The organism is Cohnella suwonensis (assembly GCF_042655365.1).
GTDB lineage: Bacteria > Bacillota > Bacilli > Paenibacillales > Paenibacillaceae > Cohnella > Cohnella suwonensis.
Window position 1 is genome coordinate 1 of record NZ_JBHSMH010000020.1, and the last position, 25,409, is coordinate 25,409.

Annotated in this window: 43 protein-coding genes and 1 rRNA gene; 2 read left to right on the top strand and 42 right to left on the bottom strand. The window is 53.3% G+C overall.

What is annotated here, in order from left to right:
• The 3 genes from ACFPPD_RS08310 to ACFPPD_RS08320 form a co-directional block, all read right to left on the bottom strand.
• A 16S ribosomal RNA gene (locus tag ACFPPD_RS08310) occupies nt 1–99 on the bottom strand; the annotation flags it as partial.
• Between the two features lie 398 nt (nt 100–497).
• Nucleotides 498–719, bottom strand: a complete 222-nt coding sequence (locus ACFPPD_RS08315; protein ID WP_209750058.1) for a hypothetical protein — start codon at nt 717–719, stop codon at nt 498–500.
• A gap of 96 nt (nt 720–815) precedes the next feature.
• Entirely contained in the window at nt 816–1,424 is a 609-nt protein-coding gene (locus ACFPPD_RS08320) for a stage II sporulation protein M (RefSeq protein ID WP_209750059.1), read from the bottom strand.
• A gap of 139 nt (nt 1,425–1,563) precedes the next feature.
• Between ACFPPD_RS08320 and pdaB the strand changes: the two genes are divergently transcribed.
• Nucleotides 1,564–2,364 (top strand): polysaccharide deacetylase family sporulation protein PdaB, encoded by an 801-nt coding sequence (gene pdaB, locus ACFPPD_RS08325; RefSeq protein ID WP_209750060.1) that lies wholly within the window; start codon nt 1,564–1,566, stop codon nt 2,362–2,364.
• Here pdaB and ACFPPD_RS08330 read toward each other — a convergent pair.
• Nucleotides 2,357–2,971 carry a KinB-signaling pathway activation protein gene (locus ACFPPD_RS08330; RefSeq protein ID WP_209750061.1) on the bottom strand — a complete coding sequence of 205 codons (615 nt, stop codon included), beginning with the start codon at nt 2,969–2,971 and terminating at the stop codon, nt 2,357–2,359. The two genes, pdaB and ACFPPD_RS08330, sit on opposite strands and share 8 nt — an antisense overlap.
• Nucleotides 2,972–3,110: 139 nt before the next feature.
• Here ACFPPD_RS08330 and gerD point away from each other — a divergent pair, with 139 nt between their 5' ends.
• The gene (gerD, locus tag ACFPPD_RS08335; protein ID WP_209750062.1) at nt 3,111–3,791 is read left to right on the top strand and encodes a spore germination lipoprotein GerD; all 681 of its coding nucleotides are present in this window, start codon (nt 3,111–3,113) and stop codon (nt 3,789–3,791) included.
• Nucleotides 3,792–3,855: 64 nt separating this feature from the next.
• Here gerD and ACFPPD_RS08340 read toward each other — a convergent pair whose 3' ends face one another.
• The 38 genes from ACFPPD_RS08340 to rpsJ all read right to left on the bottom strand — a co-directional run bounded on the left by ACFPPD_RS08340 (nt 3,856) and on the right by rpsJ (nt 25,370).
• Nucleotides 3,856–4,974: a P-loop NTPase gene (locus ACFPPD_RS08340; RefSeq protein WP_378081839.1), complete on the bottom strand. Its 1,119-nt coding sequence runs from the start codon at nt 4,972–4,974 to the stop codon at nt 3,856–3,858.
• Nucleotides 4,975–5,022: 48 nt separating this feature from the next.
• Entirely contained in the window at nt 5,023–5,748 is a 726-nt protein-coding gene (gene cwlD, locus ACFPPD_RS08345; RefSeq protein ID WP_209750123.1) for an N-acetylmuramoyl-L-alanine amidase CwlD, read from the bottom strand.
• A 144-nt stretch (nt 5,749–5,892) separates the two neighbouring features.
• Complete coding sequence (gene sat / locus ACFPPD_RS08350) at nt 5,893–7,071, bottom strand: sulfate adenylyltransferase (RefSeq protein WP_209750064.1); 1,179 nt, start codon at nt 7,069–7,071, stop codon at nt 5,893–5,895.
• Nucleotides 7,072–7,116: 45 nt separating this feature from the next.
• On the bottom strand, nt 7,117–7,809 hold the full coding sequence (locus tag ACFPPD_RS08355) for a phosphoadenylyl-sulfate reductase (protein WP_209750065.1): 693 nt from the start codon (nt 7,807–7,809) through the stop codon (nt 7,117–7,119).
• Between the two features lie 176 nt (nt 7,810–7,985).
• Nucleotides 7,986–8,378: a 30S ribosomal protein S9 gene (rpsI, locus tag ACFPPD_RS08360; RefSeq protein ID WP_209750066.1), complete on the bottom strand. Its 393-nt coding sequence runs from the start codon at nt 8,376–8,378 to the stop codon at nt 7,986–7,988.
• 17 nt (nt 8,379–8,395) lie between these two features.
• Nucleotides 8,396–8,833, bottom strand: a complete 438-nt coding sequence (gene rplM / locus ACFPPD_RS08365) for a 50S ribosomal protein L13 (protein WP_209750067.1) — start codon at nt 8,831–8,833, stop codon at nt 8,396–8,398.
• A 244-nt stretch (nt 8,834–9,077) separates the two neighbouring features.
• Nucleotides 9,078–9,920 carry a tRNA pseudouridine(38-40) synthase TruA gene (gene truA, locus ACFPPD_RS08370; protein WP_209750068.1) on the bottom strand — a complete coding sequence of 281 codons (843 nt, stop codon included), beginning with the start codon at nt 9,918–9,920 and terminating at the stop codon, nt 9,078–9,080.
• Between the two features lie 151 nt (nt 9,921–10,071).
• Nucleotides 10,072–10,437, bottom strand: a complete 366-nt coding sequence (gene rplQ / locus ACFPPD_RS08375; RefSeq protein ID WP_209750069.1) for a 50S ribosomal protein L17 — start codon at nt 10,435–10,437, stop codon at nt 10,072–10,074.
• Nucleotides 10,438–10,520: 83 nt separating this feature from the next.
• Nucleotides 10,521–11,465, bottom strand: coding sequence for a DNA-directed RNA polymerase subunit alpha (locus tag ACFPPD_RS08380; protein WP_209750070.1), 945 nt, complete (start codon nt 11,463–11,465; stop codon nt 10,521–10,523).
• A 175-nt stretch (nt 11,466–11,640) separates the two neighbouring features.
• Nucleotides 11,641–12,039 (bottom strand): 30S ribosomal protein S11, encoded by a 399-nt coding sequence (gene rpsK / locus ACFPPD_RS08385; RefSeq protein ID WP_120979980.1) that lies wholly within the window; start codon nt 12,037–12,039, stop codon nt 11,641–11,643.
• A gap of 18 nt (nt 12,040–12,057) precedes the next feature.
• Complete coding sequence (gene rpsM / locus ACFPPD_RS08390) at nt 12,058–12,426, bottom strand: 30S ribosomal protein S13 (protein WP_209750071.1); 369 nt, start codon at nt 12,424–12,426, stop codon at nt 12,058–12,060.
• A gap of 21 nt (nt 12,427–12,447) precedes the next feature.
• On the bottom strand, nt 12,448–12,561 hold the full coding sequence (rpmJ, locus tag ACFPPD_RS08395) for a 50S ribosomal protein L36 (protein ID WP_003333770.1): 114 nt from the start codon (nt 12,559–12,561) through the stop codon (nt 12,448–12,450).
• 70 nt (nt 12,562–12,631) lie between these two features.
• Nucleotides 12,632–12,847 (bottom strand): translation initiation factor IF-1, encoded by a 216-nt coding sequence (infA, locus tag ACFPPD_RS08400; protein ID WP_035121186.1) that lies wholly within the window; start codon nt 12,845–12,847, stop codon nt 12,632–12,634.
• A gap of 3 nt (nt 12,848–12,850) precedes the next feature.
• A complete protein-coding gene (locus ACFPPD_RS08405; protein ID WP_209750072.1) occupies nt 12,851–13,159 on the bottom strand; it encodes a KOW domain-containing RNA-binding protein in 309 nt (102 codons plus the stop codon).
• Between the two features lie 13 nt (nt 13,160–13,172).
• Nucleotides 13,173–13,919, bottom strand: coding sequence for a type I methionyl aminopeptidase (gene map, locus ACFPPD_RS08410; RefSeq protein ID WP_209750073.1), 747 nt, complete (start codon nt 13,917–13,919; stop codon nt 13,173–13,175).
• 6 nt (nt 13,920–13,925) lie between these two features.
• Nucleotides 13,926–14,570: an adenylate kinase gene (locus ACFPPD_RS08415; RefSeq protein ID WP_209750074.1), complete on the bottom strand. Its 645-nt coding sequence runs from the start codon at nt 14,568–14,570 to the stop codon at nt 13,926–13,928.
• Nucleotides 14,571–14,597: 27 nt separating this feature from the next.
• Nucleotides 14,598–15,896 carry a preprotein translocase subunit SecY gene (gene secY / locus ACFPPD_RS08420; protein WP_209750075.1) on the bottom strand — a complete coding sequence of 433 codons (1,299 nt, stop codon included), beginning with the start codon at nt 15,894–15,896 and terminating at the stop codon, nt 14,598–14,600.
• Nucleotides 15,896–16,339: a 50S ribosomal protein L15 gene (gene rplO / locus ACFPPD_RS08425; protein ID WP_209750076.1), complete on the bottom strand. Its 444-nt coding sequence runs from the start codon at nt 16,337–16,339 to the stop codon at nt 15,896–15,898. The genes secY and rplO overlap by 1 nt, the downstream gene beginning before the upstream one ends.
• Before the next feature lie 38 nt (nt 16,340–16,377).
• A complete protein-coding gene (gene rpmD, locus ACFPPD_RS08430) occupies nt 16,378–16,557 on the bottom strand; it encodes a 50S ribosomal protein L30 (RefSeq protein ID WP_209750077.1) in 180 nt (59 codons plus the stop codon).
• Nucleotides 16,558–16,570: 13 nt separating this feature from the next.
• Nucleotides 16,571–17,068 carry a 30S ribosomal protein S5 gene (rpsE, locus tag ACFPPD_RS08435; RefSeq protein ID WP_209750078.1) on the bottom strand — a complete coding sequence of 166 codons (498 nt, stop codon included), beginning with the start codon at nt 17,066–17,068 and terminating at the stop codon, nt 16,571–16,573.
• A gap of 29 nt (nt 17,069–17,097) precedes the next feature.
• Nucleotides 17,098–17,463 (bottom strand): 50S ribosomal protein L18, encoded by a 366-nt coding sequence (rplR, locus tag ACFPPD_RS08440; protein WP_209750079.1) that lies wholly within the window; start codon nt 17,461–17,463, stop codon nt 17,098–17,100.
• 65 nt (nt 17,464–17,528) lie between these two features.
• Nucleotides 17,529–18,071 carry a 50S ribosomal protein L6 gene (rplF, locus tag ACFPPD_RS08445; protein WP_209750080.1) on the bottom strand — a complete coding sequence of 181 codons (543 nt, stop codon included), beginning with the start codon at nt 18,069–18,071 and terminating at the stop codon, nt 17,529–17,531.
• A gap of 30 nt (nt 18,072–18,101) precedes the next feature.
• Complete coding sequence (gene rpsH, locus ACFPPD_RS08450; RefSeq protein WP_094050615.1) at nt 18,102–18,500, bottom strand: 30S ribosomal protein S8; 399 nt, start codon at nt 18,498–18,500, stop codon at nt 18,102–18,104.
• 30 nt (nt 18,501–18,530) lie between these two features.
• Nucleotides 18,531–18,716 (bottom strand): type Z 30S ribosomal protein S14, encoded by a 186-nt coding sequence (locus ACFPPD_RS08455; RefSeq protein ID WP_027087364.1) that lies wholly within the window; start codon nt 18,714–18,716, stop codon nt 18,531–18,533.
• A 52-nt stretch (nt 18,717–18,768) separates the two neighbouring features.
• A complete protein-coding gene (gene rplE, locus ACFPPD_RS08460) occupies nt 18,769–19,311 on the bottom strand; it encodes a 50S ribosomal protein L5 (protein WP_209750081.1) in 543 nt (180 codons plus the stop codon).
• Between the two features lie 35 nt (nt 19,312–19,346).
• The gene (gene rplX, locus ACFPPD_RS08465) at nt 19,347–19,700 is read right to left on the bottom strand and encodes a 50S ribosomal protein L24 (protein ID WP_209750082.1); all 354 of its coding nucleotides are present in this window, start codon (nt 19,698–19,700) and stop codon (nt 19,347–19,349) included.
• Between the two features lie 45 nt (nt 19,701–19,745).
• A complete protein-coding gene (gene rplN / locus ACFPPD_RS08470) occupies nt 19,746–20,114 on the bottom strand; it encodes a 50S ribosomal protein L14 (protein ID WP_041066914.1) in 369 nt (122 codons plus the stop codon).
• An 83-nt stretch (nt 20,115–20,197) separates the two neighbouring features.
• Nucleotides 20,198–20,464, bottom strand: a complete 267-nt coding sequence (rpsQ, locus tag ACFPPD_RS08475; RefSeq protein WP_209750083.1) for a 30S ribosomal protein S17 — start codon at nt 20,462–20,464, stop codon at nt 20,198–20,200.
• A gap of 46 nt (nt 20,465–20,510) precedes the next feature.
• Nucleotides 20,511–20,708 carry a 50S ribosomal protein L29 gene (gene rpmC, locus ACFPPD_RS08480; protein ID WP_209750084.1) on the bottom strand — a complete coding sequence of 66 codons (198 nt, stop codon included), beginning with the start codon at nt 20,706–20,708 and terminating at the stop codon, nt 20,511–20,513.
• On the bottom strand, nt 20,695–21,132 hold the full coding sequence (gene rplP, locus ACFPPD_RS08485) for a 50S ribosomal protein L16 (RefSeq protein ID WP_120979965.1): 438 nt from the start codon (nt 21,130–21,132) through the stop codon (nt 20,695–20,697). Before rplP ends, rpmC begins: the two co-directional genes overlap by 14 nt.
• 2 nt (nt 21,133–21,134) lie before the next feature.
• Complete coding sequence (gene rpsC / locus ACFPPD_RS08490; protein WP_209750085.1) at nt 21,135–21,797, bottom strand: 30S ribosomal protein S3; 663 nt, start codon at nt 21,795–21,797, stop codon at nt 21,135–21,137.
• Nucleotides 21,798–21,810: 13 nt separating this feature from the next.
• A complete protein-coding gene (gene rplV, locus ACFPPD_RS08495) occupies nt 21,811–22,149 on the bottom strand; it encodes a 50S ribosomal protein L22 (RefSeq protein WP_209750086.1) in 339 nt (112 codons plus the stop codon).
• An 85-nt stretch (nt 22,150–22,234) separates the two neighbouring features.
• Complete coding sequence (gene rpsS / locus ACFPPD_RS08500) at nt 22,235–22,516, bottom strand: 30S ribosomal protein S19 (RefSeq protein WP_135153599.1); 282 nt, start codon at nt 22,514–22,516, stop codon at nt 22,235–22,237.
• Nucleotides 22,517–22,576: 60 nt separating this feature from the next.
• On the bottom strand, nt 22,577–23,407 hold the full coding sequence (gene rplB, locus ACFPPD_RS08505; RefSeq protein ID WP_209750087.1) for a 50S ribosomal protein L2: 831 nt from the start codon (nt 23,405–23,407) through the stop codon (nt 22,577–22,579).
• Between the two features lie 29 nt (nt 23,408–23,436).
• A complete protein-coding gene (gene rplW, locus ACFPPD_RS08510; RefSeq protein WP_209750088.1) occupies nt 23,437–23,730 on the bottom strand; it encodes a 50S ribosomal protein L23 in 294 nt (97 codons plus the stop codon).
• Nucleotides 23,730–24,353 (bottom strand): 50S ribosomal protein L4, encoded by a 624-nt coding sequence (gene rplD, locus ACFPPD_RS08515; RefSeq protein ID WP_209750089.1) that lies wholly within the window; start codon nt 24,351–24,353, stop codon nt 23,730–23,732. The genes rplW and rplD overlap by 1 nt, the downstream gene beginning before the upstream one ends.
• Nucleotides 24,354–24,386: 33 nt before the next feature.
• Nucleotides 24,387–25,013 (bottom strand): 50S ribosomal protein L3, encoded by a 627-nt coding sequence (rplC, locus tag ACFPPD_RS08520; RefSeq protein ID WP_209750090.1) that lies wholly within the window; start codon nt 25,011–25,013, stop codon nt 24,387–24,389.
• Between the two features lie 48 nt (nt 25,014–25,061).
• Nucleotides 25,062–25,370, bottom strand: coding sequence for a 30S ribosomal protein S10 (gene rpsJ, locus ACFPPD_RS08525; protein WP_027087350.1), 309 nt, complete (start codon nt 25,368–25,370; stop codon nt 25,062–25,064).
• Nucleotides 25,371–25,409 lie beyond the last annotated feature (39 nt).

Here is a 25,409-nt window from a genome sequence, read left to right on the forward strand (position 1 = left end):
CGCCGCTAACCTTCTCCCGAAGGAGAAGATCCGCTCGACTTGCATGTATTAGGCACGCCGCCAGCGTTCGTCCTGAGCCAGGATCAAACTCTCCATAATAAGCGCTTCGACGTTAGCGTCCCGAAGGGTCGCGTCAGTCGAAATCGCAGATATTACAGAGCCTTTTGAGGCTCATTCACTGCTGGTTTGTCTCCGCCGACCCGAAAGTCGACTTCGACGATTGTTTGTTTCTTACGCTCAATGTTCAGTTTTCAAAGAACAATTTGTGATTCGTTTTGTTTCGTTATTTCCTCGTCGTCTGCGTTAACAGCGACTTGAATAATATATCACAGCTTGTTAGTACTTTGCAACAGTTATTTTTTAATTTTTTCCGTTGCCATTTCATTACTTCGCTCGCTGCGGCCCGTTCTTACTGGGGCGAAAGATAATTTACCATAGAACGAATGCCTAAGTCAAGCCTTTTTGCACATCTTTATTAAGAAGCTTTATCCGATGTTTTATCTTTGCATGCGAAGCCCCGTCGCGTACCTGGACAACTCCCGCGGCGGCGCGATTCTGGCGTACATCCGGAAGATGATCTTGTATCGCTTCGAGATCGCTTCCTTCACGGGACCGTCCAAACGGCGGTCCCCCATGTCGAGAAGCATCTCGTCCATTTCTTTGCGCAACAAATAATCGAATTCCTTGCATTCCTTCTCCGTAAACATCATTCCGAGCATAGGATGCGGCTCCTTCCGTGAATAGGCGGCTTTTGTCCTACTGTTATGCTCTTCTTTCGCCGACTTTATGACAGAATCGACCGCACCCGCGAAACTTTAGTTCAATAACCAATTCGTGATCGTGCTCTCGACGCCAGCGCCGATAAGCAGCAACGCGAAAATCGCGATCAACGCGGGAACCGCGCCGGTAGCCGTGCTGACGAAGGGCTGCCAAGGGAGCTTCTTTCCAAACGCCGAGCCGAAGATCCCCTTCAATAGAGTGACGCCGAACCGCATGCCGAACGCGCACGCCAAGAAGACGGCCGTCAATTCGAATAGGCCATGCGGCAATAACCCCTTCAATACGAGTTCCCACGTGCTTTCTCCCGCTCCGGATACTCTTTGGATCAGGAAACCGACGACAAGGCCGTTCGTGACGAGCATGACGATCGGCATGATACCCGCGATCACGCCGAATCCCATCGCCAGCAGAGAAGCCGTGATGTTGTTTAGGAGCACGAGGAAGAACATCGTCCGCTCGGGATGATCGGAACGATTGACGTCTTCCGCGATCGAGGCCAAGCCCTTTATCTGTTCCTTCAAAAATTCCGTCGGCGCGTCGGGCGTCATTCCGATCACGACTCCCGCGAAAAACAGCATCGCCGCAAAAATGAAATAAGGGCGAATTTCCTTCCAAGTCTCTTTTAACCGCTTGCGTGCGAACATCGCCGTTCTCCCTTCGCATAGACATGCCTTATGAATATCTGTATGGGTCAAGCATACATTGGTAGTACAAGCGATTCGATCGTTCGTCCCCCCGCGGCGCGGACGCTATCTTCCATACCCGAAAGGAGTTCAAAGTCCCATGAATCATTTTTTCGTTTTCGACGGACGGCGCATCAAAAAGATCTTTTTCCTTACGGTAGCCGCCATTCTATCCATCGCGGTTATTTGGGTGGAAAAAAACAACCTCAGCGTGTTCGCGCCCCATCCTCCGGCCGCCGTATACAGCGTGCCGACGGAGCGCAAGGTCATCGCCTTGACGTTCGATATTAGTTGGGGCGACAAGCGCGCGGAGCCGATTCTCGACATCCTCAAGACGAAAGGCGTCAAGAACGTGACGTTCTTTCTCTCGTCCCCATGGAGCAAGACCCATCCCGACATCGTCAAGAAAATCACGGACGCGGGTTACGAAGTCGGAAGCCACGGCCACAAGCACGACAACTACAGCCAGTATAGCGACGAAGAAATCCGCAAGCAAATCACGACCGCCGACGGCATTTTAAGGGAAATGACGGGCAAGTCCCCGAACTTGATCCGGATGCCGAACGGAGATTTCGACAAGCGCGTGCTGCGTATCGCCGAAAGCCTGAACTATAAAGTCATCCAATGGGATACCGATTCCCTCGATTGGAAAAACCCGGGCGTAGACATCATCATTAACAAAGTCGTCGGCAAAGCTCACCCCGGAGACATCATCTTGTTGCATGCCAGCGATTCATGCAAGCAAACGCACGAGGCGTTACCGACCATCATCGATCAGCTTCGGGCCAAAGGCTATGAATTCGTCACCGTATCGCAAATGATCAACCAGACGGAAACGAACGGCAAAACGGTCGAGGACCGCTCCGCTTGGAACGAGCTGGCTTCCCCTTATTTTACTTAGTAGCCGCCGCGACCGGCGCCGCTGCGGGCTCCGAAGCGAGTATCCGGTGCAATCTCATGATTTGGTAAGCGTTACAGACGAACAGCGGGATCATTTGGTACATCAGCGACGAGATATTCCCTAACTTAAATACGGGTATAGACTCCAACGTCGTGATCGCGATCAGGAAGAAGATCGTCGGCACCCATGCTCCCGCGCTCGTCTGGCCCGTCTTCATCCAACCGACGAGCAAAGAACCGACCAAGAGGCCTAGAGGCACGGCCCAATACGTTTGTTCCGGGAAGTTCGTGTCGTACGTCCAGTAGCCGATCTCGAATAGAATGAAAGCCGTGATGAAGCCTTGGATGGTCACCCAAGTCATGGGCCGTTTGAAAATGCTTCTGGCGATGTAATTCAACATCATATAGGCAAAGAAGCCCATATGGGAAAACGCTCCGAACGTCATTCCGATCAAAGCCATCATGAGAATATAGGAAAGCCATCCTCCCGCTTCCACGTCTCTAAAATCGGGATTGGCCAACTGTATGCACACGCTTCCGACTACGGTCACGAGAGCGCCGATCAGTATGGTGGCACCGAATAATCTCATCCATTTGCGTAAATTCAAAGCACAGTTACCTCCTCTGCATAATCATCATCATTTTACCATGAACAGACCAAAAAGCCATGTAAAGCCCCTAATATTCACAAGGTTGTCGAAGCATACTACAGCCATCACCCTACTGAAGGAAAGGGAGCTGTGCGGTATGCTTCTTCGTTTGCGCTTGCTCGTACTGCTGTCCGTCATGTCGTTGCTGCTTGCCTCCTGCGGTGCCGAATCCGGCGGAAGCAGCGGCGGCCAGATGAGCTATAAAGAAGTGAAATCGATGGTCATCGACATACTCGGCTCGGAAGAAGCCCAGAAGGCGATGGAGAAAGCTTCCACCGCCCAATACGGCGAAAGCACGCTACAGATGAAAAGCCTGACGCCTTCCGACCAAGCCCAAGTCCGTTTAGTCGTCAAAGACGTGCTGACTTCTCCGGATTACTCGACCGTTCTCGAGAAAATCATGAAAGACCCGAAGTTCGCGGGCGAGTTCGCCAAAGCGGTCAGCAAGGACAACAAGCAGATTCACAAAGATCTCATGAAAGACCCGATGTATCAGAAAGAACTCGTCGATATGTTCAAGTCGCCCGAGATGCTTAAGATCATGACGGATTCGATGAAAACGACGGATGTGCGCAAGCTGATCATGAGTTCGGTAACGGAATCGATGGAAAATCCGCTATTCAAGCTTGAAATCATGAAACTGCTGCAAAGCGTGGTCAAGGAAGAACTTACGCCGAGCACGGAGAAGAAAGACGAGAAAAAAGGCGAGCAAGGCGGCGGTAGCGAGGGCGGCGGAGACAGCGGAGGCGGAGATGGCGGCGGAGATGGCGGCGGTTGATCCCGTCGTCGTAATCGCGACGAAAAAAAGCGGTTGGACGATGATTCGTCCAACCGCTTTTCGTTTATTTGCCGCAACGCTCGATGACCGAGCGGGCGAGGTTCAAATATTCTTGCCCGATTGCCGAGTCCGCCTTGTATACAGACGGGGAGAAATCGGGTTCCGCCGGATGATTGTCCGGCGCGCCGAGAGGGAATTGCGCCAATAGCTCCGTATTCAGCGTCTCCGCAAGGCGTCCGCCCCCTCCTCTGCCGAACACGTACTCCCTATTGCCTGTTTCTTTGCTCTCGAAGTAGGACATATTCTCGACGACGCCCAGAATCTCATGCTCGGTGCGGATCGCCATCGCGCCCGCGCGGGCAGCGACGAACGCGGCCGTCGCGTGAGGCGTCGTGACGATGATCTCCTTGCTCTGCGGGATCATCTGATGGACGTCGAGGGCGACGTCCCCCGTCCCCGGCGGCAGATCGAGCAACAGGAAATCGAGTTCTCCCCAGCTCACTTCGGCGAAGAAGTTTCTCAGCATTTTACCGAGCATCGGTCCGCGCCAGACGATCGGGTTGTTGTCTTCGACGAAGAAGCCCATCGAGATGACTTTGACGCCGAATCTTTCGACGGGAATGATTTTATCCCCCGCTTGCTCGGGCCGCTCTTCGATCCCCATCATATCCGGCACGCTGAAGCCGTAGATGTCGCTGTCGATCAAACCGACGCGCTTGCCTAAGCGCGCCAGCGCCACGGCCAAGTTCACGGTGACGGTCGACTTGCCGACGCCGCCTTTGCCGCTTGCGATCGCGATGAATTCGACGCCGCTGTCCGGATGCAGAATCGTTCCGTTCTCGAGACCGGCTCCATGCCCTTTGATCGGAGCTTTCTTCTCTTGAGCAGCCTGTGCCTGGGCTTGCGGTTGCAGCTTTGCCGCCGTCTCCGCGATTTCCCGTTCCGACATCTGTCGTACGCGCAGATGAGGCGCCGGCGCGTTCGTCTTCGATAAGGCTTCCGCGATCGCGCGATCGACGTCCGCGGACCGTGCCATGCTATCGGGATGAAGAACGACGGACAACGATACCGACGTTTCCCGCACAACGATGTCGCGTACGAGCCCCAGACTCGCGATGCTTGTCTTGAGCGTAGGTTCTTGTATGGATTGCAATGCTTCGATAATGGATTCTCTGGTGACCAAGACGACGACCTCCAATCTCATTCTTACTGACGATAACCTTCACGCCTATTATAGCACAGGCTTTTCCGTTTCACCGTTCATGTAGCGCAAGATCCCCCTGTATATCGCCCCGGCCACCTTGCGTTGATATTGCTCGTCTGCGAGGAGCTCGGCTTCTTCCGGGTGGGAAAGAAAACCGACTTCGACGAGCGCCGTCGGCATCTTCAACGCCTTGAGCAAGTAAATCGTATCGGTCCTCTTGGCGATTCGCTGCGTGTTGCCCAGAACGCCGCGAAGCTCCGACTGGATCATCGTCGCCAGACGCCGGCTGTCCCCGTTGTTCAGCGAATAGAAGGTCTGGGCGCCCGACCAGCGCGGCGAGGGGATGCTGTTCATATGCACGCTGACGGCCAAGCTGGCCTCCAGCTTCGATACGCGGTCCGCTCGCTCCAGTAAATCCTCCGTCTTGCGCTTCGAATAGCCTTTCGTGTTCGGGGAAGCCAGGTCGTAATCCCCTTCCCGGGTCAATTGCACGACCGCTCCGGCTTGCTGCAAGTAATCCCGTAAATAGAGCACGATCGCCAAATTCAAGTCCTTCTCGATCACTCCGTCGCGGCTCTCCGCCCCTCCGTCGGGGCCGCCGTGCCCGGCATCCAGAGCGATGACTTTGCCCGACAACGGCAAGCTCCAGTGCGACCACGTCCGCGAAGACGGAATTTCGCTCAGTAACACCGCTACCGTTAGCAGCATTAAACAACCGACGATCGCAAGTCTGAGCATCGCCCTGCGGGTCATCAATACGATCAGGCGTCCGCGCGGGTACAACGGTCTTCTCCGGTGCCGGCCGTTTCTTTCCTTAAGCCCGTTAAACAATAAAATCCACCTCGTCCCAGGGAAAGCTCCCTACATCCTATGGGACAAGATGGATTTTTATGATTTTTAGATCGCGTACGTTTTGCTGGCTTCGGCCATGCCTTCGATCAAGATTTGCGCCACTTCCGGACGAGAAAATTCCGGAGGCGGGCAGATGCCGTCGCGCAGCAGCGCGCGCACTTTCGTGCCGGAAAGCGTCAGATGGTGCTCTTTGTCGTGCGGGCAAGTTTTGCTGGAGGCCATGTTGCCGCATTTCGTGCAGAAGAAGCTGTGTTCGAAGTACAGCGGCGTAATGCCGAGTTCTTCCGCCGCGAACGACTTCAGTAATTCTTGCGCTTCGTATGTGCCGTAGTAATCGCCGACGCCCGCGTGGTCGCGTCCGACGATGAAGTGCGTGCAACCGTAGTTCTTGCGGACGAGCGCGTGGAAGATCGCCTCGCGGGGACCCGCGTACCGCATCGCGGCCGGGAATACGCCCAAGAACGCGCGGTCTTTCGGATAATAGTTCTCCAGCAGCGCCAGGTAACTCTTCATCCGCACGTTAGCCGGCACGTCGTCCGATTTCGTCTCGCCGACTAGCGGATTCAGGAAGAGACCGTCGACGATTTCCATCGCCGCTTTTTGAATGTATTCGTGCGCCCTGTGAACAGGATTGCGGGTTTGGAACCCGACGACCGACTTCCAGCCTTTCTCCGCGAAAATGCGGCGCGTCTCGGCCGGGTCGAAATAAAACTCGTTGAATTTCTCCGGCACCGGACGGTTCAGCACTCGAACGGATCCGCCCACGTACGTGTTCGGACGGTCGAACAGCTTCACGACGCCCGGGTGCTCGAGATCATCCGTCTTGAACACTTTCACGGCTTCGTGTTTCTTGTTCGCCTGGTAAATGCTTTCCACGTCGATGATGCCGTATACGATGCCGTCGCTCTCTCCGACGAGAGCCGCTTGCTTGCCTACGGACAAAGCCGCCGCCTGGTCGGAAGTGACCGCCAGGGTGACCGGAATGCTCCAAAGCAAGCCGTTCGCGAGACGCATGTTATCGACAACGGAGACATAGTCGTCTTCGTTAAGGAAACCCGTCAGCGGGCTGAATGCGCCGACGCCGATTAAATCCAAGTCCGAGATTGCCCAAGCGTTAACGGGAATGACCGGCAAAGTCGCCGCTTTTGCCAGCAATTCGTCGCGTTCCTTGCCTTCGACGATCCGATTGATCAATTGTCCGCCATGCGGTTGAATTGCGCTCATGAGATGAGTAGCTCCTTTGAATCCATGTGGGGATTGTGGGTTATCTTACTTATGAAGTCCGCATTCCGTCTTCTCGTTGCCGGCCCAACGGCCCGAACGAGGATCTTCGCCCGGCATGACTTTTTTCGTGCAATATTCGCAGCCGATGCTCGGATAATTCTGGTCGTGAAGCGGATTGTAAATGATATCGTTGGCGCGAATGTAGTTCCATACGTCCTCGGACGTCCAGGAAGCGATCGGATTGAACTTTACGAGACCGAACTTCGTGTCGTATTCGACTTTCTTCGCGTTGGCGCGAGTCGGCGCTTGATCGCGGCGAATGCCCGTAATCCAGGCGTCGTATTGGGAAAGAATGCGCGTGAGCGGCTCGACTTTGCGAATGTTGCAGCATGCCGTCGGATCGGCTTTCCACAGCTCGTCGCCATGCTCGGCCGCTTGCTCTTCCGGCGTCAGCTTCGGTTTCACTTGGACGAACTTCAGGTTGTACTTATCCTCCATGCGATCGCGCGTCTCGTAAGTCTCCTTGAAGTGGAAATCCGTGTCCAAGTAAAAAATATCGGTAGACGGGCTGATTTTCTGGATCATGTCCACGAGCACGACGTCTTCCGCGCCGAAGCTACAAGCGAACGTTAGGTTCGGAAACGTCTCGATCGCCCATTTAATAACCGTCTCCGGCGACGCGTTTTCGAACTCTTCCGCTTTTTGGCGGATCAAGTTTTCTTTTTCAATCAGATTCATTCGAATGACCTCCGTTGAAATCCAAGTAATTTAGTATGAATACCACTTATTATACGCTCAACCGTTCGATTGTTCAATCTATACTTATCATAAATCCCACTCATTCCGGGAAACAAAAAATGCCTTTCCCGCCATCGGTTTCGCAATGGGAGAAAGGCATGTTGATGAAATGAATATTAACGCTTGGAGAATTGTGGAGCGCGACGAGCGGCTTTCAAGCCGTATTTCTTACGTTCTTTCATACGCGGATCGCGAGTCAGGAATCCGGCTTTCTTCAGCGCCGGACGAAGCTCCGGATCTGCTTTCAGAAGAGCGCGGGAGATACCGTGACGGATCGCGCCAGCTTGACCGGAAGTACCGCCGCCATGAGCAAGAACGATGATGTCGTATTTGCCGACCGTTTCGGTCAGGTTAAGCGGTTGTTTAACGATCAATTTCAACGTTTCGAGGTCGAAATACTCGTTGATTTCGCGTTTGTTGATAACGATGCGGCCTTCACCCGGCACGAGACGAACCCGCGCAACGGAGTGCTTGCGGCGACCCGTTCCTAAATATTGCACTTGAGCCATTCGAAAGTCCTCCTTTTTTATCCGCGAAGTTCGTAAACTTCAGGTTGTTGGGCTTGATGTGGATGTTCGGTTCCTGCGTACACTTTCAACTTGCCTTGAAGCTGGTGACCGAGCTTGTTTTTCGGCAACATGCCGTAGACAGCCAGTTCGATGATGCGAGCCGGTTTACGGTTGATCATCTCTTGAGCCGTCGTCGTTTTCAGACCGCCCGGATAGTGGGAGTGCGTGTAGTATTTCTTTTGTTGCAATTTTTTGCCGGTCAGAACGATTTTCTCCGCATTGATCACGATGACGAAATCTCCCGTGTCGATGTGAGGGGTGAATTCAGGCTTGTGCTTGCCGCGGATCAAAGCTGCAGCTTCGCTAGCGAGACGACCGAGCGTTTTGCCTTCGGCGTCGATGATATGCCATTTGCGCTCGACTTCAAGCGGCTTGGCCATGTAGGTTGTACGCATGAAAGATCCTCCTTCGGGTTAATTCCCTGCTTTGTATGGGAACGCATGACTTTCTCGTTCAAATCAATTGTCGGTTTGATGGATGGGTACAAGCGATCACTTCGTCGACCGGACTCGATTGAGAACCGAATGCGCGAAGCGCGCCAAAAAATGTGACCTCGCTACGCTGGGGCCGTGGGTAGCCACGCAGAAGGCACAAAATTTATTGTACATGAACCCATAGTGATTTGCAAGTAATTTTCCTTTAATCATCCATATTCATAGGCAGTTCCTCATAATCGACTCCCCAGAGAGAAAGCCCATGCGGGACGGACGTCGGTCCGGCCTTCGCCCGGTCTTTCGCCGCCAGTATATCGCCCATATCGGAAGCGGTTCTCTTTCCTTCGCCGACTTGAATTAACGTACCGGCAATAATGCGAACCATATTGTAGAGGAATCCCGTACCGGTAATGTACAACTGGATAACGCCTCTGCGTTTGGCTTCGCCGTACTTAGCATCCCACTTGGCCCAGTGATCCGAAACCGGATACTGATCGCGTATGTCGGAGCCATCTTCGAGGTCGAGCCTGGCACTTATAACCGTACGGATATGGTTAGGCTTCGTCGAAAGCGGAGACGTAAACGAAGAGAAATCATGCGTACCGATCAGATGGCCGAGTCCTTCGCGCATCGCCTGTAGATCGAGCGGAGTCGGATGATGGAATTCGTATCTCCGACGAAACAAGTCCGGTATACGATTACAGTTGATCGTGTAGCGATACGTTTTGCTTAACGCGCCATGGCGCGCATGGAAACGGTCGCTCCCCTCATAGACGCATTGTACGACGATATCGCTCGGCAGCCTGGAATTCAGAGCCAAAACCCATCGATCGATCGGAATGCGGGACGGCGTACGGAAGTTCGCGACTTGATATCTGGCGTGAACGCCGGCGTCCGTACGGCCTGAACCGACAAGATGGGATCTTTCTCCCGTCAGCTTTTCGATCGCGTCCTCCAGCTTATCCTGAATCGTGTTGCCGCCGGGCTGACTTTGGAAGCCGTAATAGTCCGTCCCGTCGTAACAGACGATCAAAACGAGATTTCTCATATCGGCACCTTCCTCACGTTAGCGGCCGAGGCCACAAAAAAAGGATGATCCGAATGCTTCCATTCGGCCCATCCTTCCCTGGTCGTCGACCTCCCGAGACTAGTCTCGGGATTGTCGACTGCTCGGGTATGCATCCTGCTTTGCACCGTTCTTACGCGCGATCTACGAGCTCGAGATACACCATAGGAGCCGAATCTCCGCGGCGTGGTCCCAGCTTCAGGATGCGAGTATATCCACCCGGACGTTCCGCGTAACGCGGAGCGAGCTCGGAGAACAGCTTCTGGATGGCGTCTTGGCTGCCGTCAAGGCTCTCGCGACGCACGAATGCAGCTACCTGACGACGAGCGTGCAGGTCTCCGCGCTTAGCAAGCGTAATCAACTTCTCGGCGATGGAGCGAACTTCTTTCGCTTTCGCTTCGGTCGTTTGAATGCGCTCGTACAGGAACAGGTCGGTCGTCAGATCGCGGAACAGAGCTTTCCGCGCGCTGGAGTCGCGACTCAGTTTTTGATAAGCCATTTGTTTTTCCTCCCCTCACTCGTGCAATGAAAGGCGTAACGCCCGCGGCGCTACGTTTCATTGTCACTTCTGCTTTAACGATGTTATTCCTCGAAACGCAGGCCCAATCCGAGTTCTTCGAGTTTCTCTTGTACTTCCTCCAAAGACTTGCGGCCCAAGTTGCGGACCTTCATCATGTCTTCTTCGGTTTTCGTGATCAACTCTTGAACGGTATTGATGCCGGCACGTTTGAGGCAGTTGTAGGAACGAACGGAAAGATCGAGCTCTTCGATAGTCATCTCGAGAACTTTCTCTTTCTTGTCCTCTTCCTTCTCCTTCATCGTCTCGGTATCTTTGGCCTCGTCCGTCAAACCGACGAATAAGGATAAGTGGTCCGTCAAGATTTTCGCGCCGAGGCTAACCGCTTCTTCGGGACGAATGCTGCCGTCGGTCCAAACTTCAAGCGTAAGCTTGTCATAGTTTGTGACTTGACCGACGCGCGTATTCTCGACCTGATAGTTCACGCGGGTAATCGGCGTATAGATCGAGTCGATCGGAATAACGCCGATCGGCTGATCTTCCTTCTTGTTTCGATCGGAAGGCACGTATCCGCGGCCCATTCTGGCGAAAATCCGCATGTGCAGACGCGCGCCGGAAGCCAGCGTCGCGATGTGCAAATCCGGATTAAGGATTTCCACATCGCTGTCCGCGCGAATATCGCCGGCAGTGATGATGCCGTCGCCTTCCGCGTCGATCTCGAGCACTTTTTCCTCGTCGGAATGAATCTTAAGCGAAAGCCGCTTCAGATTGAGGATGATTTGCGTAACATCCTCGATAACACCCGGAATCGTGGAGAATTCATGAAGCACGCCGTCGATTTGCACCGATACGACCGCCGCGCCCGGAAGGGACGACAGCAGAATGCGGCGAAGAGAGTTGCCGAGCGTCATGCCGTAGCCGCGTTCAAGCGGCTCGACGACGAAACGTCCGTATCTCTTGTCATCATGAAGCTCCACGGAATCGATCTTCGGTTTCTCGATCACAATCACAACCAAAACCTCCTTCAAAACGTCGCTGACGTTGCGCATTGCCTGTCGTTCACCCAAGCATAGGGTTCAGCCTTTAACAAGGAGAAATGTTTATGGGGTAAACCATGTAGTATGCCTAACCGTTACAACCATTATTCTCAAGTTGTTCTTGTTTGATACCACACATGCAACGATGTTATACGCGGCGGCGTTTTGGAGGACGGCATCCGTTATGCGGGATCGGAGTGACGTCTCTGATCATGCTGACTTCAAGGCCAGCGGCTTGCAACGAACGGATAGCAGCCTCGCGGCCGGCGCCAGGTCCTTTAACGGAAACTTCAACCAAACGCATGCCGTGTTCCATTGCAGCGCGTGCGGCGGATTCAGCCGCCATTTGTGCTGCGTATGGCGTGCTCTTACGGGAGCCCTTGAAGCCAAGGTTACCGGAGCTAGCCCAGGAAACCGCATTACCGTGCGGATCCGTAATCGTCACGATTGTATTGTTAAACGTAGAGCGGATATGCGCTACGCCAGAATCGATATTTTTCCGATCACGACGCTTGGTACGTACGACTTTCTTGCCCTTTTGTGCCATGTTTGTTATCCCCCCTTCTTACTTCTTCTTGTTCGCTACAGTACGACGTGGACCTTTACGCGTGCGCGCGTTGGTCTTAGAACGTTGTCCGCGAACCGGAAGACCGCGGCGGTGACGGAGGCCTCGATAAGAACCGATCTCGATCAGGCGCTTGATGTTTAGTGCAATTTCGCGACGCAAGTCGCCCTCAACCTTGAGTTCTTTGTCGATCGTCTCGCGAAGGCGAGCCAGCTCGTCTTCCGTCAGATCGCGAACTCGAGTGTTGGGATTGACGCCCGTCGACGCGAGGATCTTTTGGGAAGTGGACTTGCCGATTCCGAAGATGTACGTCAGAGCGATTTCCACGCGCTTGTCGCGCGGGAGGTCAACACCAGAAATACGTGCCATTAGGGGGCACCTCCTTTTACGTTAGCCTTGTTTTTGTTTATGTTTCGGGTTCTCGCAGATAACCATCACGTTGCCTTTGCGGCGAATGACTTTGCATTTCTCGCAAATCGGCTTGACCGAAGGTCTCACCTTCATGATAATACCCTCCTTAATTGTGCGGCCGAATGTTAGCTTCCGCCAGCAGCCGGCGGGTTTTGAATCTGAATTATTTCCGGTAAGTAATGCGTCCTCTGGTCAGATCGTACGGCGACAACTGGATAACCACTTTGTCCCCCGTCAGAATCCGAATGAAGTGCATGCGCAGCTTGCCGGAAACATGCGCAAGAATTTGATGTCCGTTCTCGAGTTCCACTTTGAACATGGCGTTCGGTAGCGGTTCGATTACCGTTCCTTCTACCTCAATGACGTCCTCTTTGGCCAACCGTCATTCTCCTTTCTCTTCAGCATGCGCTTCGAGCCGTTGTTCGATTACGCCGATCGCGTAACGAAGCTTCGCGTTCGTCACGCGTCCGGTGTCGCGAAGGTTGTTCGCGACTTCGTCGCTTCGTTCCCCAATCGATTCGAGATGCAGCACGTTTTTGCGTTTGGGCCGATCGAACCGGCGTTTGTCGCCGTCGGCCACGAGCGCGAATCGCTCATCGACGAGGGCGACCACGATGGCCAATTGCCCTTCGTCTTTTCCACGCCGGCTTCTCACGATATCTCCGGGTTCCAACTTCACGTTTACCGTCATATGATCACCTAGCTTACGCACGGGTTAAGATTTCGTACCCGTCTTCGGTTACGGCAACCGTATGCTCGAAATGCGCGCACAGCGAACCGTCGACTGTGACGACCGTCCAGTTGTCGGATAAAGTCTTCACGTAACGCTCTCCCACGTTGACCATCGGTTCGATCGCCAGCGTCATTCCCGGTTTGAGCCGCGGACCGCGGTCGGGAATGCCGTAGTTCGGAATCTGCGGCTCCTCGTGAAGTTCAGCGCCTACGCCGTGACCGACGTATTCCCTGACGACCGAAAAGCCCGCGTCTTCGATAACCTTCTGTATCGCATGGGATACGGTGAAAAGCCTGACGTCCGGACGAATCAACTCAAGGCCCGCATAGAGCGAAGCCTCGGTAACGTCTAACAAACGCTGCGCTTCGCCGGAAATGCTCCCGACGCCGTAGGTCCAAGCGGAATCACCGTGATAGCCTTTGTACTGTGCGCCGATATCGATACTGATGATGTCGCCTTCTACAAGCTTCCGCGGACCGGGAAACCCGTGAACGAGTTCCTCGTTCGTGGAAGCGCATATGCTGGCCGGGAATCCGTTATAGCCTTTGAACGATGGAACGGCTCCTTGACTGCGAATGAACGAGTCCGCGATCCGATCCAACTCGGCGGTGCTCACGCCGGGAACGACCGCTTGTTTCATCAAGCGATGCGTTTCCGCGACGATTCTTCCCGCCTCGCGCATGAGGTTTAGTTCTTTCTCGGACTTGATTACGATCATAGCCGGTTACCCTCTAAGAAGGGATGCGATGTCGGCCGTAACCTCGTCGATATCCTTCTCCCCGTCAACTTCGCGGAGCGATCCTTTAGCGCCGTAATACGCAAGAAGAGGTGCCGTCTTGGACGTATACTCGTCAAGGCGGGTAGCCACTTTATCTTCCGTATCGTCGGGACGCTGGTACAGCTCTCCCCCATCCTTATCGCAGATGCCTTCCTGCTTCGGAGGGTTGTTAACTACGTGATACGCCGCACCGCAAGTTCTGCAGATCAATCTTCCCGTAATGCGGGCCAGCAAGAAGCCGGGGTCCACTTTCAGGTTAATGACATGGTCGATCTTGCGATCCATCTCGGCGAGCATGCCGTCGAGCGCTTCGGCTTGAGCGATCGTCCGCGGGAATCCGTCCAACAGAAATCCGTTGGCGCAATCGGGTTCCGCGATACGCTCGCGTACAATGCCGTTCGTCACTTCGTCCGGTACAAGAAGGCCTTGGTCGATGTACTCCTTGGCTTTCTTTCCGATCGGCGTGCCTTGCTTAATGGCTAAACGAAACGCATCACCGGTAGAGATATGCGGAATGCCGAATTGATCGACGATCCGCTCTGCCTGCGTGCCCTTACCGGCGCCAGGAGGCCCCATAAACAAGATGTTCATCGCTGTTCCTCCTGCCCGTTCGGTAGGTTACTTATTGATAAACCCTTTGTAGTGACGTTTGATCAGCTGGCTTTCGATCTGCTTCATCGTCTCGAGCGCAACGCCGATGACGATGAGAAGGGACGTGCCGCCAAGCTGTACCGATTTCGGCAAGTCCGCCAACGATCCGAAGAACACCGGAAGAACCGAGATCAGCGCCAGGAAGATCGCTCCGGCCAGCGTAATGCGCGTGATAACCCGCATCAGGAATCCGGCCGTCGGCTTGCCCGGGCGAATGCCTGGGATGTAGCCGCCGTTCTTCTTCATGTTGTCCGCGAGTTGCTGCGGATTGAATTGAACGAAGGTGTAGAAGAAGGTAAAGCCGATGATCAACAAGATGTACAGCGTCATGCCGAGCGGCTTGTCGTAATACATATGGTTGATGATCCAGCGCGCCCAATCGTGATTCGACCAGAAGTTGGCGATCGTAATCGGGAACATGAGCAGCGATACCGCGAAGATGACGGGAATAACGCCGGCGCCATTCACTTTAAGAGGAATGTGCGTCGATTGGCCGCCGTACATTTTCTGTCCGACAACCCGTTTTGCGTATTGAACCGGAATCTTGCGAACGCCTTGTTGGATGAAGATAACCCCTGCGATAATCAGGACGATTACGAGCAGGATGATGATTACCTTCACGATGCTCATGAACACTTGGCTCGAATCCGTGAAAAAGGTGGAGTAAATGTCGCGAGCGTGTTTCGGAATCGAGGCGACGATCGCCGCGAAGATCAGGATCGAGATCCCGTTTCCGATACCCTTCTCGTTGATCTGCTCGCCCAGCCACATCAGGAACGCGGTGCCCGCCGTCAAAACGATAGCGATCGTCAAGTACGTTGCCGTGCTCGGATCGAGTACCATTTCGTAGCTGTACATCCGGTTAAAGCCGATAGCGGTAGCGAAAGCTTGGATCAAGCCCAGAACGATCGTGCCGTAACGGGTGATTTGGGCCAGCTTACGCTTGCCGTTCTCGCCTTCCTTCTGCCATTCCGAGAACTTCGGAATGACGTCCATGGAAAGGAGTTGAACGATGATCGAAGCCGTAATGTACGGCGTAATCCCCAACGCGAAGATGGAGAAGTTGAACAGCGCACCGCCGGAGAACGTGTTGAGAAGGCCGAAGAGGTCTGCACCCGCGGAACCGGACTGCTCAAGAACGTCCTTATTAATGTTCGGAACCGGAATAAAGGAACCGACACGGTAGACGAACAGGATGAAAAGAGTGAAGAGGATCCTCGAACGAAGGTCCCCAACTTTCCAAATGTTTGTGACGGTCGCGAACATTAGATCACCTCGGTTTTACCGCCGGCGGCTTGAATTTTTTCTGCAGCGGATTGGGAGAACTTGTGTGCTTTAACGGTAAGCCCAACTTTCAGTTCGCCATTGCCCAGAACTTTAATTCCGTCTTTCGGATTTTTCAGAATGCCCTCTTCGAGAAGCAATTCCGGAGTAACTTCCGTGCCGGCCGCAAAGCGGTTCAGCTGATCAAGATTAATGATCGCGAAAACCGTCGCGAAACGATCGTTGTTAAATCCGCGTTTCGGTACCCGACGGTACAACGGGTTTTGGCCGCCCTCGAAACCGGGACGAACTCCGCCGCCGGAACGAGCGTTTTGCCCTTTGTGACCGCGACCGGACGTTTTGCCGAGACCGCTACCCGCGCCGCGTCCAACGCGTTTACGGGTGAACTTCGAACCTTCGTTCGGAGATAGCTCATGCAATTTCATCGTACGTCGCACCTCCTTGAGAAATAATCGTTTTGTGCTTAAACTTCTTTAACTTCGATCAAGTGGCTTACCGCGTTGATCATGCCGCGAGTCGCGACATTGTCTTCTCTAACGACGGTCGTGTGCAGTTTGCCGAGTCCGAGAGATTTCACCGTTTGGCGTTGATTCTCCGGACGGCCGATCAAGCTGCGTACGAGGGTGATTTGAAGCTGTGCCATCTGTTTCCCCTCCTTAACGGAATAGCTCTGCTACGGTTTTGCCGCGCAGTTTCGCTACGTCTTCGGCGCGTTTCAGTCGGGAAAGACCTTCCAACGTCGCATTGACCATGTTAATGGAGTTGGAGGATCCCAGCGATTTCGTCAAAATATCGCCGACTCCAGCCAGTTCGAGCACAGCGCGGACAGGACCGCCCGCGATTACGCCCGTACCTTCGGAAGCTGGTTTCAGCAACACTTTGCCGGCGCCGAACTGTCCCGTAACGGCGTGCGGAATGGTTGTTTTAACGAGTGGTACGAACACGAGATTTTTCTTGGCGTCATCGACGCCTTTACGGATTGCATCTTGGACTTCGGAAGCTTTGCCGATTCCGGCGCCAACCCAGCCTTTTCCGTCGCCGACAACGACGAGGGCGCTGAAACTAAAGCGACGTCCGCCTTTGACGACTTTGGAAACGCGGTTGATTTGAACCATTTTTTCCGTAAGTTCCAATGTATTCGGATCTACACGCAAGTCGTTTACCTCCTTGTTTCGAAAGTGAATTAAAACTGCAAGCCGGCTTCGCGAGCTGCGTCAGCCAGTGCTTGAATACGTCCGTGATAGAGGTAACCGCCGCGGTCGAACACGACGTTCTCATACCCTTTGCTTTTCGCGCGTTGAGCGATCAACGTTCCGACTTTAGCCGCGGATTCCACGCTGCCGCCGTTTCCTGCTTCCGTAAGCTCTTTGTCGATTGTCGACGCGCTTGCCAGCGTAACGCCTTGAACGTCGTCGATCAATTGAGCGTAGATGTGCTTGGAAGAGCGGAACACGGACAGACGCGGACGCTCGTTAGTCCCGGTGATTTTCTTGCGCACCCGAAGGTGGCGCTTCAAACGGGCTTTATTTTTATCGCCTTTAGTTATCATCCGAAAGGACACTCCCTTCTCGTTGTTGCATCTAGGCAGCTCTTAACCACCCGCAACGGATTTCTTTATTTCTTCTTGCCTGCTTTACCTTCTTTGCGAAGGATGCGTTCGCCTTCGTACTTGATGCCTTTGCCTTTGTAAGGCTCTGGAGGACGAACGGCGCGGATCTTAGCAGCAGTCTCGCCGACTGCTTCTTTATCGATCCCTTTAACGATGATTTTGTTTTGTGCCGGAACGTCGAATTCGATGCCGTTAGCAGGCACGATTTCAACCGGGTGGGAGTAACCAACGTTCAGTACCAGCTTATCGCCGGACTTGCTCGCGCGGTAACCCACACCTACCAGCTCAAGGTTTCTGACATAACCGTCGGTTACGCCGTTAACCATGTTAGCTACGATGCTGCGCGTCGTTCCGTGCAACGAGCGGTGAAGCTTGTTGTCGGAAGGACGTTCAACTGTAATGACATCAGACTCGTAAGAGACTTTCATATCGCCGTGCAGGGCACGGGACAAAGATCCTTTAGGACCTTTAATCGTAATGACGTTGTTGTCCAGGTTCACGTTCACGCCGTTAGGCACCTGGATCGGTTTGCGTCCAATACGGGACATAGGTACACCTCCAATCGTATGACGGTTAAATTACCAAACGTAGCAGAGCACTTCGCCGCCGGATTTGCCTTGACGAGCTTCCTTGTCGGTTACGATGCCTTTGGATGTAGAAATGATCGCGATGCCGAGGCCACCCAGCACACGCGGAACTTCAGTGGATTTCGTGTAAACACGCAATCCGGGTTTGCTAATACGTTTCAAGCCAGTAATAACGCGCTCGTTATTCGGTCCGTACTTCAAGAAGATACGGATCAGGCCTTGTTTGTTGTCCTCGACGTACTCGGCGTCGCGGATGAAGCCTTCGCGTTTCAGGATTTCAGCAATTTGCTTCTTCACCGTAGACGCAGGCAGTTCCACAGATTCATGACGCACCAGATTCGCGTTGCGAATGCGCGTCAGCATATCTGCAATTGGATCAGACATAACCATGGGGTAAACCTCCTTCCCGAACTAGGCTGATTACCAGCTCGCTTTTTTAACGCCAGGAATCTGGCCTTTATATGCCAACTCTCGGAAACAGATCCGGCAGATCTTGAACTTTTGCAAAACGGAATGCGGACGACCGCAACGTTCGCAACGCGTGTAAGCTTGGACCTTAAACTTCGGCGCACGCTGTTGCTTGATTTTCATCGACGTTTTTGCCACTTGCTTTCACACCTCCATTAGGTAACCTTTTGCTCATTGACAGGGGTTATCGTCACTTCGCAAACGGCATACCCAATTGGGTGAGCAGCTCACGCGCCTCTTCGTCCGATTGTGCAGTCGTTACGATGACGATGTCCATCCCGCGAACTTTATCGATCTTGTCATACTCGATTTCCGGGAAGATCAATTGTTCTTTCAAGCCCAGCGTGTAGTTTCCGCGGCCGTCGAACGATTTCGTCGACACGCCATGGAAGTCGCGTACGCGCGGGAGAGAGATGTTGAACAATTTATCCAGGAAGTAGTACATCCGCTCGCCGCGAAGCGTTACTTTAACGCCGATCGGCAAGTTCTCGCGCAGGCGGAAGCCCGCGATCGATTTTTTCGAGCGAGTGACGACCGGTTTTTGACCGGCTATCTTTTGCATGTCTTCAACTGCGAAATCGATGATTTTGGAGTTGGAAACCGCTTCGCCGACACCCATGTTGATGACGACTTTTTCGATCTTCGGCACTTGCATGACGGATTTGTAGCTAAACTTCTGCATCAGAGCAGGAGTAATTTCATTCAGGTAACGTTCCTTCATTCTTGCTGCCATGAGTCACAGTGACCTCCTTTCCGTTCTAATCGCGATTAGTCGATCATTTCTCCGGAGCGTTTCGCTACCCGGACTTTCGTGCCGTTATCGAGCGTTTTGTTGCCGACGCGGGTCGGCTTGCCGCTTTTCGGATCGATATGCATCACGTTCGATACGTGAATCGGCGCTTCGCGCTCGATGATACCGCCTTGCGGGTTCGTCGGGTTCGGACGAGTATGGCGCTTGACCATATTTACGCCTTCCACCAGGACGCGGTTCTCGCGCGGATAAGCGGCGATAATGCGACCTTTCTTACCTTTGTCTTTGCCGGAGATGACGATAACGTTATCGTCCTTCTTCACGTGCAATTTATTGTTGTGCGATTCAAGCACTTTTTTCAGACGGGGCATGGGTACACCTCCTTGAGTGTTTCTCCATCGGTGCGTACCGGAGCATTAAATAACTTCCGGTGCCAGGGAAATGATTTTCATGAAGTCACGTTCGCGAAGCTCACGGGCAACTGGTCCGAAGATCCGAGTGCCGCGCGGACTCTTGTCTTCTTTAACGATAACCGCAGCGTTCTCGTCGAACGCGATATAGGATCCGTCTTTACGGCGTACCGAACGCTTCGTGCGAACGATAACGCATTTGACTACGTCGCCTTTTTTGACAACGCCGCCTGGTGTTGCTTGTTTAACGGAGCATACGATCATATCACCGATATGTCCGACGCGGCGTCCAGTACCGCCAAGCACGCGGATGCACATCAATTCTTTAGCGCCGGAGTTGTCGGCAACTGCCAAACGCGTAAACGGTTGAATCATCGCAAGGTCCTCCTTTCAATCCACAAGTGAGAATGCTGACGATCTTAACGGCTGAATCTCAGCCTTGATACGCTCGCAGCGGGTTAGGCCAGTACGGCTTTCTCGACGATTTCGACCATACGCCACGTTTTGTCTTTCGACAGCGGGCGGGTCTCCATGATTTTAACGGTATCGCCGATTTGCGCTTGATTGCTTTCGTCATGCGCTTTGAATTTCTTCGTGTATTTGATCCGTTTGTGGTAGAGACTGTGTTTTTTGTACGTTTCGACAGCTACCACAATCGTTTTGTCCATCTTATCGCTGACAACTTTACCAATCTGCACTTTACGATTGTTGTTGCGATCGCTCATGGTAATCCTCCTTCCTGAAATCGATCTTCAGGGCTTGTTTCGGGTATTAGCCGATGCCGAGTTCACGCTCGCGCAAAATGGTTTTAGCCCGGGCAATTTCTCTCCGCAAGTCGCCGAGGCGATGCGGGTTATCCAGTTGGCCAGTAGCCAGTTGGAAGCGGAGGTTGAACAGCTCATCCTTGAAGCCGGCGATCTTCTGTTCCAATTCCGCCGAAGTCAGGTTGCGAAATTCACTGGCTTTCATTTGCTTCACCACCCAGTTCTTCACGTTTCACAAACTTCGTCTTGATCGGCAGTTTGTGTGCCGCAAGGCGCATTGCTTCCCGTGCGATCTCCTCGGATACCCCTGCGAGTTCGAACAATACTTTGCCCGGTTTCACAACGGCAACCCAAGCTTCTACGTTACCTTTACCGCTACCCATCCGAACCTCGAGAGGCTTTTGGGTGATCGGTTTCGAAGGGAAAATTTTGATCCAAACTTTACCGCCCCGTTTGATGTAGCGAGTCATCGCGATACGAGCAGCCTCGATCTGACGATTCGTTACCCAAGAAGGCTCCATCGCTTGCAGGCCGTATTCGCCGAAGTGTACTTCAGCGCCGCCTTTAGCGTTACCTCTCATTTTACCGCGGTGTACTTTGCGGTGTTTGACGCGTTTAGGGACCAACATGATTAGTTGCCTCCTTCCTCAGCAGCTCTTTTCTTCGTCGGAAGGACTTCGCCACGGTAGATCCATACTTTAACGCCGATGCGGCCGTAAGTGGTATGTGCTTCCGCAGTACCGTAATCGATATCGGCGCGCAGCGTGTGCAATGGCACCGTGCCTTCGCTGTATCCTTCTTGACGAGCAATTTCCGCTCCGCCCAGACGACCGCTAACCGACGTTTTGATTCCTTTTGCGCCGGCGCGTTGCGTGCGTTGCATCGCTTGTTTCATTGCGCGGCGGAAGGAAACGCGGCGTTCCAGTTGTTGCGCGATGCTCTCGGCAACGAGGATAGCGTCCAGTTCCGGGTTTTTGATCTCGGAAATGTTGATGTGCACTTTTTTGCCGTTCGTCAGTTTCGTCAGTTGGCCGCGAAGCACTTCGACTTCGGAGCCGCCTTTACCGATAACGATACCCGGCTTAGCGGTATGAATCGTAACGTTAACGCGGTTAGCCGCGCGTTCGATTTCGATTTTGGAAACCGCAGCTTCTTTGAGTTTCTTTTTAAGGAATTCGCGGATTTTGACATCTTCGATAAGAAGGGTGCCGAAATCTTTGTCAGCATACCATTTGGATTCCCAATCACGGATAATGCCGATGCGAAGACCGACGGGATTTACTTTTTGACCCACACGTTGTCCCTCCTTATTTCTCGGATACGACCAGCGTAATATGGCTGGAACGCTTTAAGATGCTGAATGCGCGACCTTGGGAACGAGGTTGGAATCGTTTCATCGTAGCTCCTTCGTTCACGAAGGCCTCGGACACGACCAATTTGTTCACGTCGAGCTGGAAGTTATGCTCTGCGTTCGCGATTGCGGAGTTCAGCAGTTTCTCCACTACCGGAGATGCCGAACGAGGCGTATGGCGCAGAATCGCGATCGCGTCGCCGACTTTCTTGCCGCGGATCAGGTCTACGACCAAGCGGACTTTGCGAGCCGGGATGCGAATGTTATTCACGACGGCTTTCGATTGCTGAGACATCGGTGTACCTCCTCCCTTACGTTACGTTCGTGCGGTCGCGCCGCGGCCTCAAGCCGCCGTGCCGACCCCACTTCGTAGGGTTAAATTATCTTTTGCCGGTTTTCTTGTCGTCGTCCGTGTGGCCTTTGAACGTGCGCGTAGGCGCGAACTCGCCAAGCTTGTGACCGACCATGTCTTCCGATACGTACACTGGAACGTGTTTGCGTCCGTCGTATACAGCGAACGTTTGACCCACGAATTGCGGGAAAATCGTCGAGCGACGGGACCAAGTTTTAATGACGACCTTCTTGTTCGAACCGGACAGTTCTTCCACTTTCTTCAGAAGATATCCATCCACGAAAGGTCCTTTTTTCAAACTGCGACCCATGGAATGCTCCTCCCTTCAACGCGGCTTGAGAAGTTGCCGTTCACGCCGCTAGACAGTTTGTTACTTGCTGCGGCGACGAACGATGTATTTGCTCGAAGCTTTTTTCTTCTTGCGAGTTTTGTAACCGAGCGTAGGCTGACCCCAAGGAGACAGCGGGGATTTGCGTCCGATCGGAGCGCGGCCTTCGCCACCGCCGTGCGGGTGATCGTTCGGGTTCATGACGACGCCGCGGACGGTAGGGCGCTTGCCCAACCAACGGGTACGTCCTGCTTTACCTACGTTGATCAACTCGTGATCCTGGTTGCCTACCGTACCGATCGTGGCGCGGCAAGTTTTGAGGATGCGACGAATCTCGCCGGAAGTCAAGCGGATCGTGACGTAAGTTTCTTCTTTGCCGAGCAGTTGAGCGCTCGTGCCGGCTGCGCGAACCAATTGGCCGCCTTTGCCCGGCTTCAATTCGATGTTGTGGATAACCGTACCGACCGGAATGTTCTCCAGCGCGAGCGCGTTGCCGATCTTGATGTCGGCCGTTGGACCGGACATAATCTCGTCGCCTACTTTAAGGCCTTTTGGAGCGATAATGTAAGCTTTCTCGCCGTCCGCGTAGTTGATCAGGGCGATGTAAGACGTACGGTTAGGATCGTATTCGATCGTAGCCACGCGGCCGGGAATGCCGTCCTTCGTGCGCTTGAAATCGATAATCCGGTATTTACGCTTATGTCCGCCGCCGTGGTGACGAACCGTAATTTTACCTTGGTTGTTGCGGCCTGCGCGTTTGAATAGCGGCGCGAGCAAAGATTTCTCCGGCTCGGTTGCCGTGATTTCTTCGAACGTCGCGATCGTCATTTGACGACGGCTGGCCGTAATCGGATTAAACTTTTTGACTGGCAAGTGGATTCCCTCCTTACTCTAGAGACTTATTATACGGAAGCTTCGAAGAACTCGAGCGGTTTGCTGTCTGCGGAAAGCTGCACGATGGCTTTTTTCCATTCGGACGTATAACCGCTGTGTCTGCCGTAGCGCTTAGGCTTAGCAGGCATTCTGAGCGTATTGACGCCGGTGACCTTCACTTTGAAGATCGACTCGATCGCTTGTTTGATCTCGGTTTTGTTAGCTTTAAGATCGACTTCGAACACGTATTTGCGTTGTTCGATGAACTCGCTCGTACGTTCGGTAATGACCGGCCGTTTGATCAGATCGCGAGGATTTTTCATTACGCGAACACCTCCTCGACTTTAGCGACCGCGTCTTTCGTGATGATCAGTTGATCATGCTTCATCACGTCGAGTACGTTGATTCCTTCTGCGGAAACGAATTTCACGCCAGGAATGTTACGCGCGGACAGGGCCACATTGTTGTCAAAATCAGCCGTAACGACGAGCGCTTTGCGGGAGATTTTGAGGTTGTTCAGGATCTTCGCGATGTCCTTCGTTTTAGGCGCGGACAAGCTCAGTTGATCGAGAACGATAAGCTGGTTGCCTTGCACTTTGCTCGACAACGCGGATTTGATCGCCAAGCGGCGAACTTTGCGCGGCAACTTGAAGCCGTAGCTGCGAGGCGTTGGTCCGAATACGATACCGCCGCCTTTCCATTGCGGCGAACGAATGGAACCTTGACGAGCGCGGCCCGTTCCTTTTTGTTTCCACGGCTTGCGTCCGCCCCCGCGAACTTCCGAACGACCTTTCGTGTCGTGCGTGCCCGAGCGAAGCGAAGCTTGTTGGAGCAATACGGCGCTGTGCAGAACGTGAACGTTCGGAGCAAGTCCGAAAATCCCTTCCGCCAGATCCAATTGTCCGACTTCCTTGCCTTCTACGTTAAATACCGATACTTTCGGCATGAGGTGGTCCTCCTTTCCTGAAACCTTCGTTAATTATTTCTTCACCGACGAGCGGATTTTGAGATAACTATTGCGAGCGCCCGGTACGGAACCTTTGATCAGCAATACGTTACGCTCTGCATCGACTTTAACGATTTCGAGGTTTTGTACCGTGATCGTTTCGCTACCCATGCGACCGTGCATTTTTTTGCCTTTCGGTACGCGGTTTGCGTCGCGAATCGTCGCGAGCGAGCCGTTACCGCGGTGGTATTTGGAACCGTGCGTCATCTTGCCGCGTTGGAAGCCCCAACGTTTGATGGCGCCTTGCGTTCCTTTACCTTTGGATACTCCCGTTACGTCAACAACATCGCCAGCGGAGAATTGGTCAACTTTAAGCTCTTGTCCAACTTCCGTGCTAGCAGCATCGATGCCGCTAACCTCGCGAATGAAGCGCTTGGGTGCCGTGCCGGCCTTTTTCGCGTGGCCGATGGCTGGTTTAGTCGCTTGCTTCTCGCGTTTGTCCGCGAAACCAAGCTGAACTGCTTCGTATCCATCGTTATCCACAGTTTTCTTTTGCAATACTACGTTCGGAGTCGCTTCTACGACGGTAACAGGCACTACGTTGCCGTCAGCCGTGAAGAATTGCGTCATCCCGATTTTACGTCCCAAGATTCCTGACATGTTGACACCTCTTTTCTTGATCAATCTCAATGATGGTAAAGCTTAAGATTACAGCTTGATTTCGATATCAACGCCGGACGGCAGGTCCAAACGCATCAGAGCGTCGACCGTTTGCGGCGTAGGATTGACGATATCAATCAGACGCTTATGCGTACGCATTTCGAACTGCTCACGCGAATCTTTGTACTTGTGCACCGCGCGCAGGATCGTGATGATCTGCTTCTCGGTCGGCAACGGGATCGGTCCAGAAACACCTGCACCAGTACGTTTTGCCGTTTCTACGATTTTCTCCGCGGATTGATCCAGGATACGGTGGTCGTAGGCTTTCAAACGGATACGGATTTTTTGCTTAGCCATAGAATTCCCTCCTTCATTCGCCCAATTTTGGAATCGGAC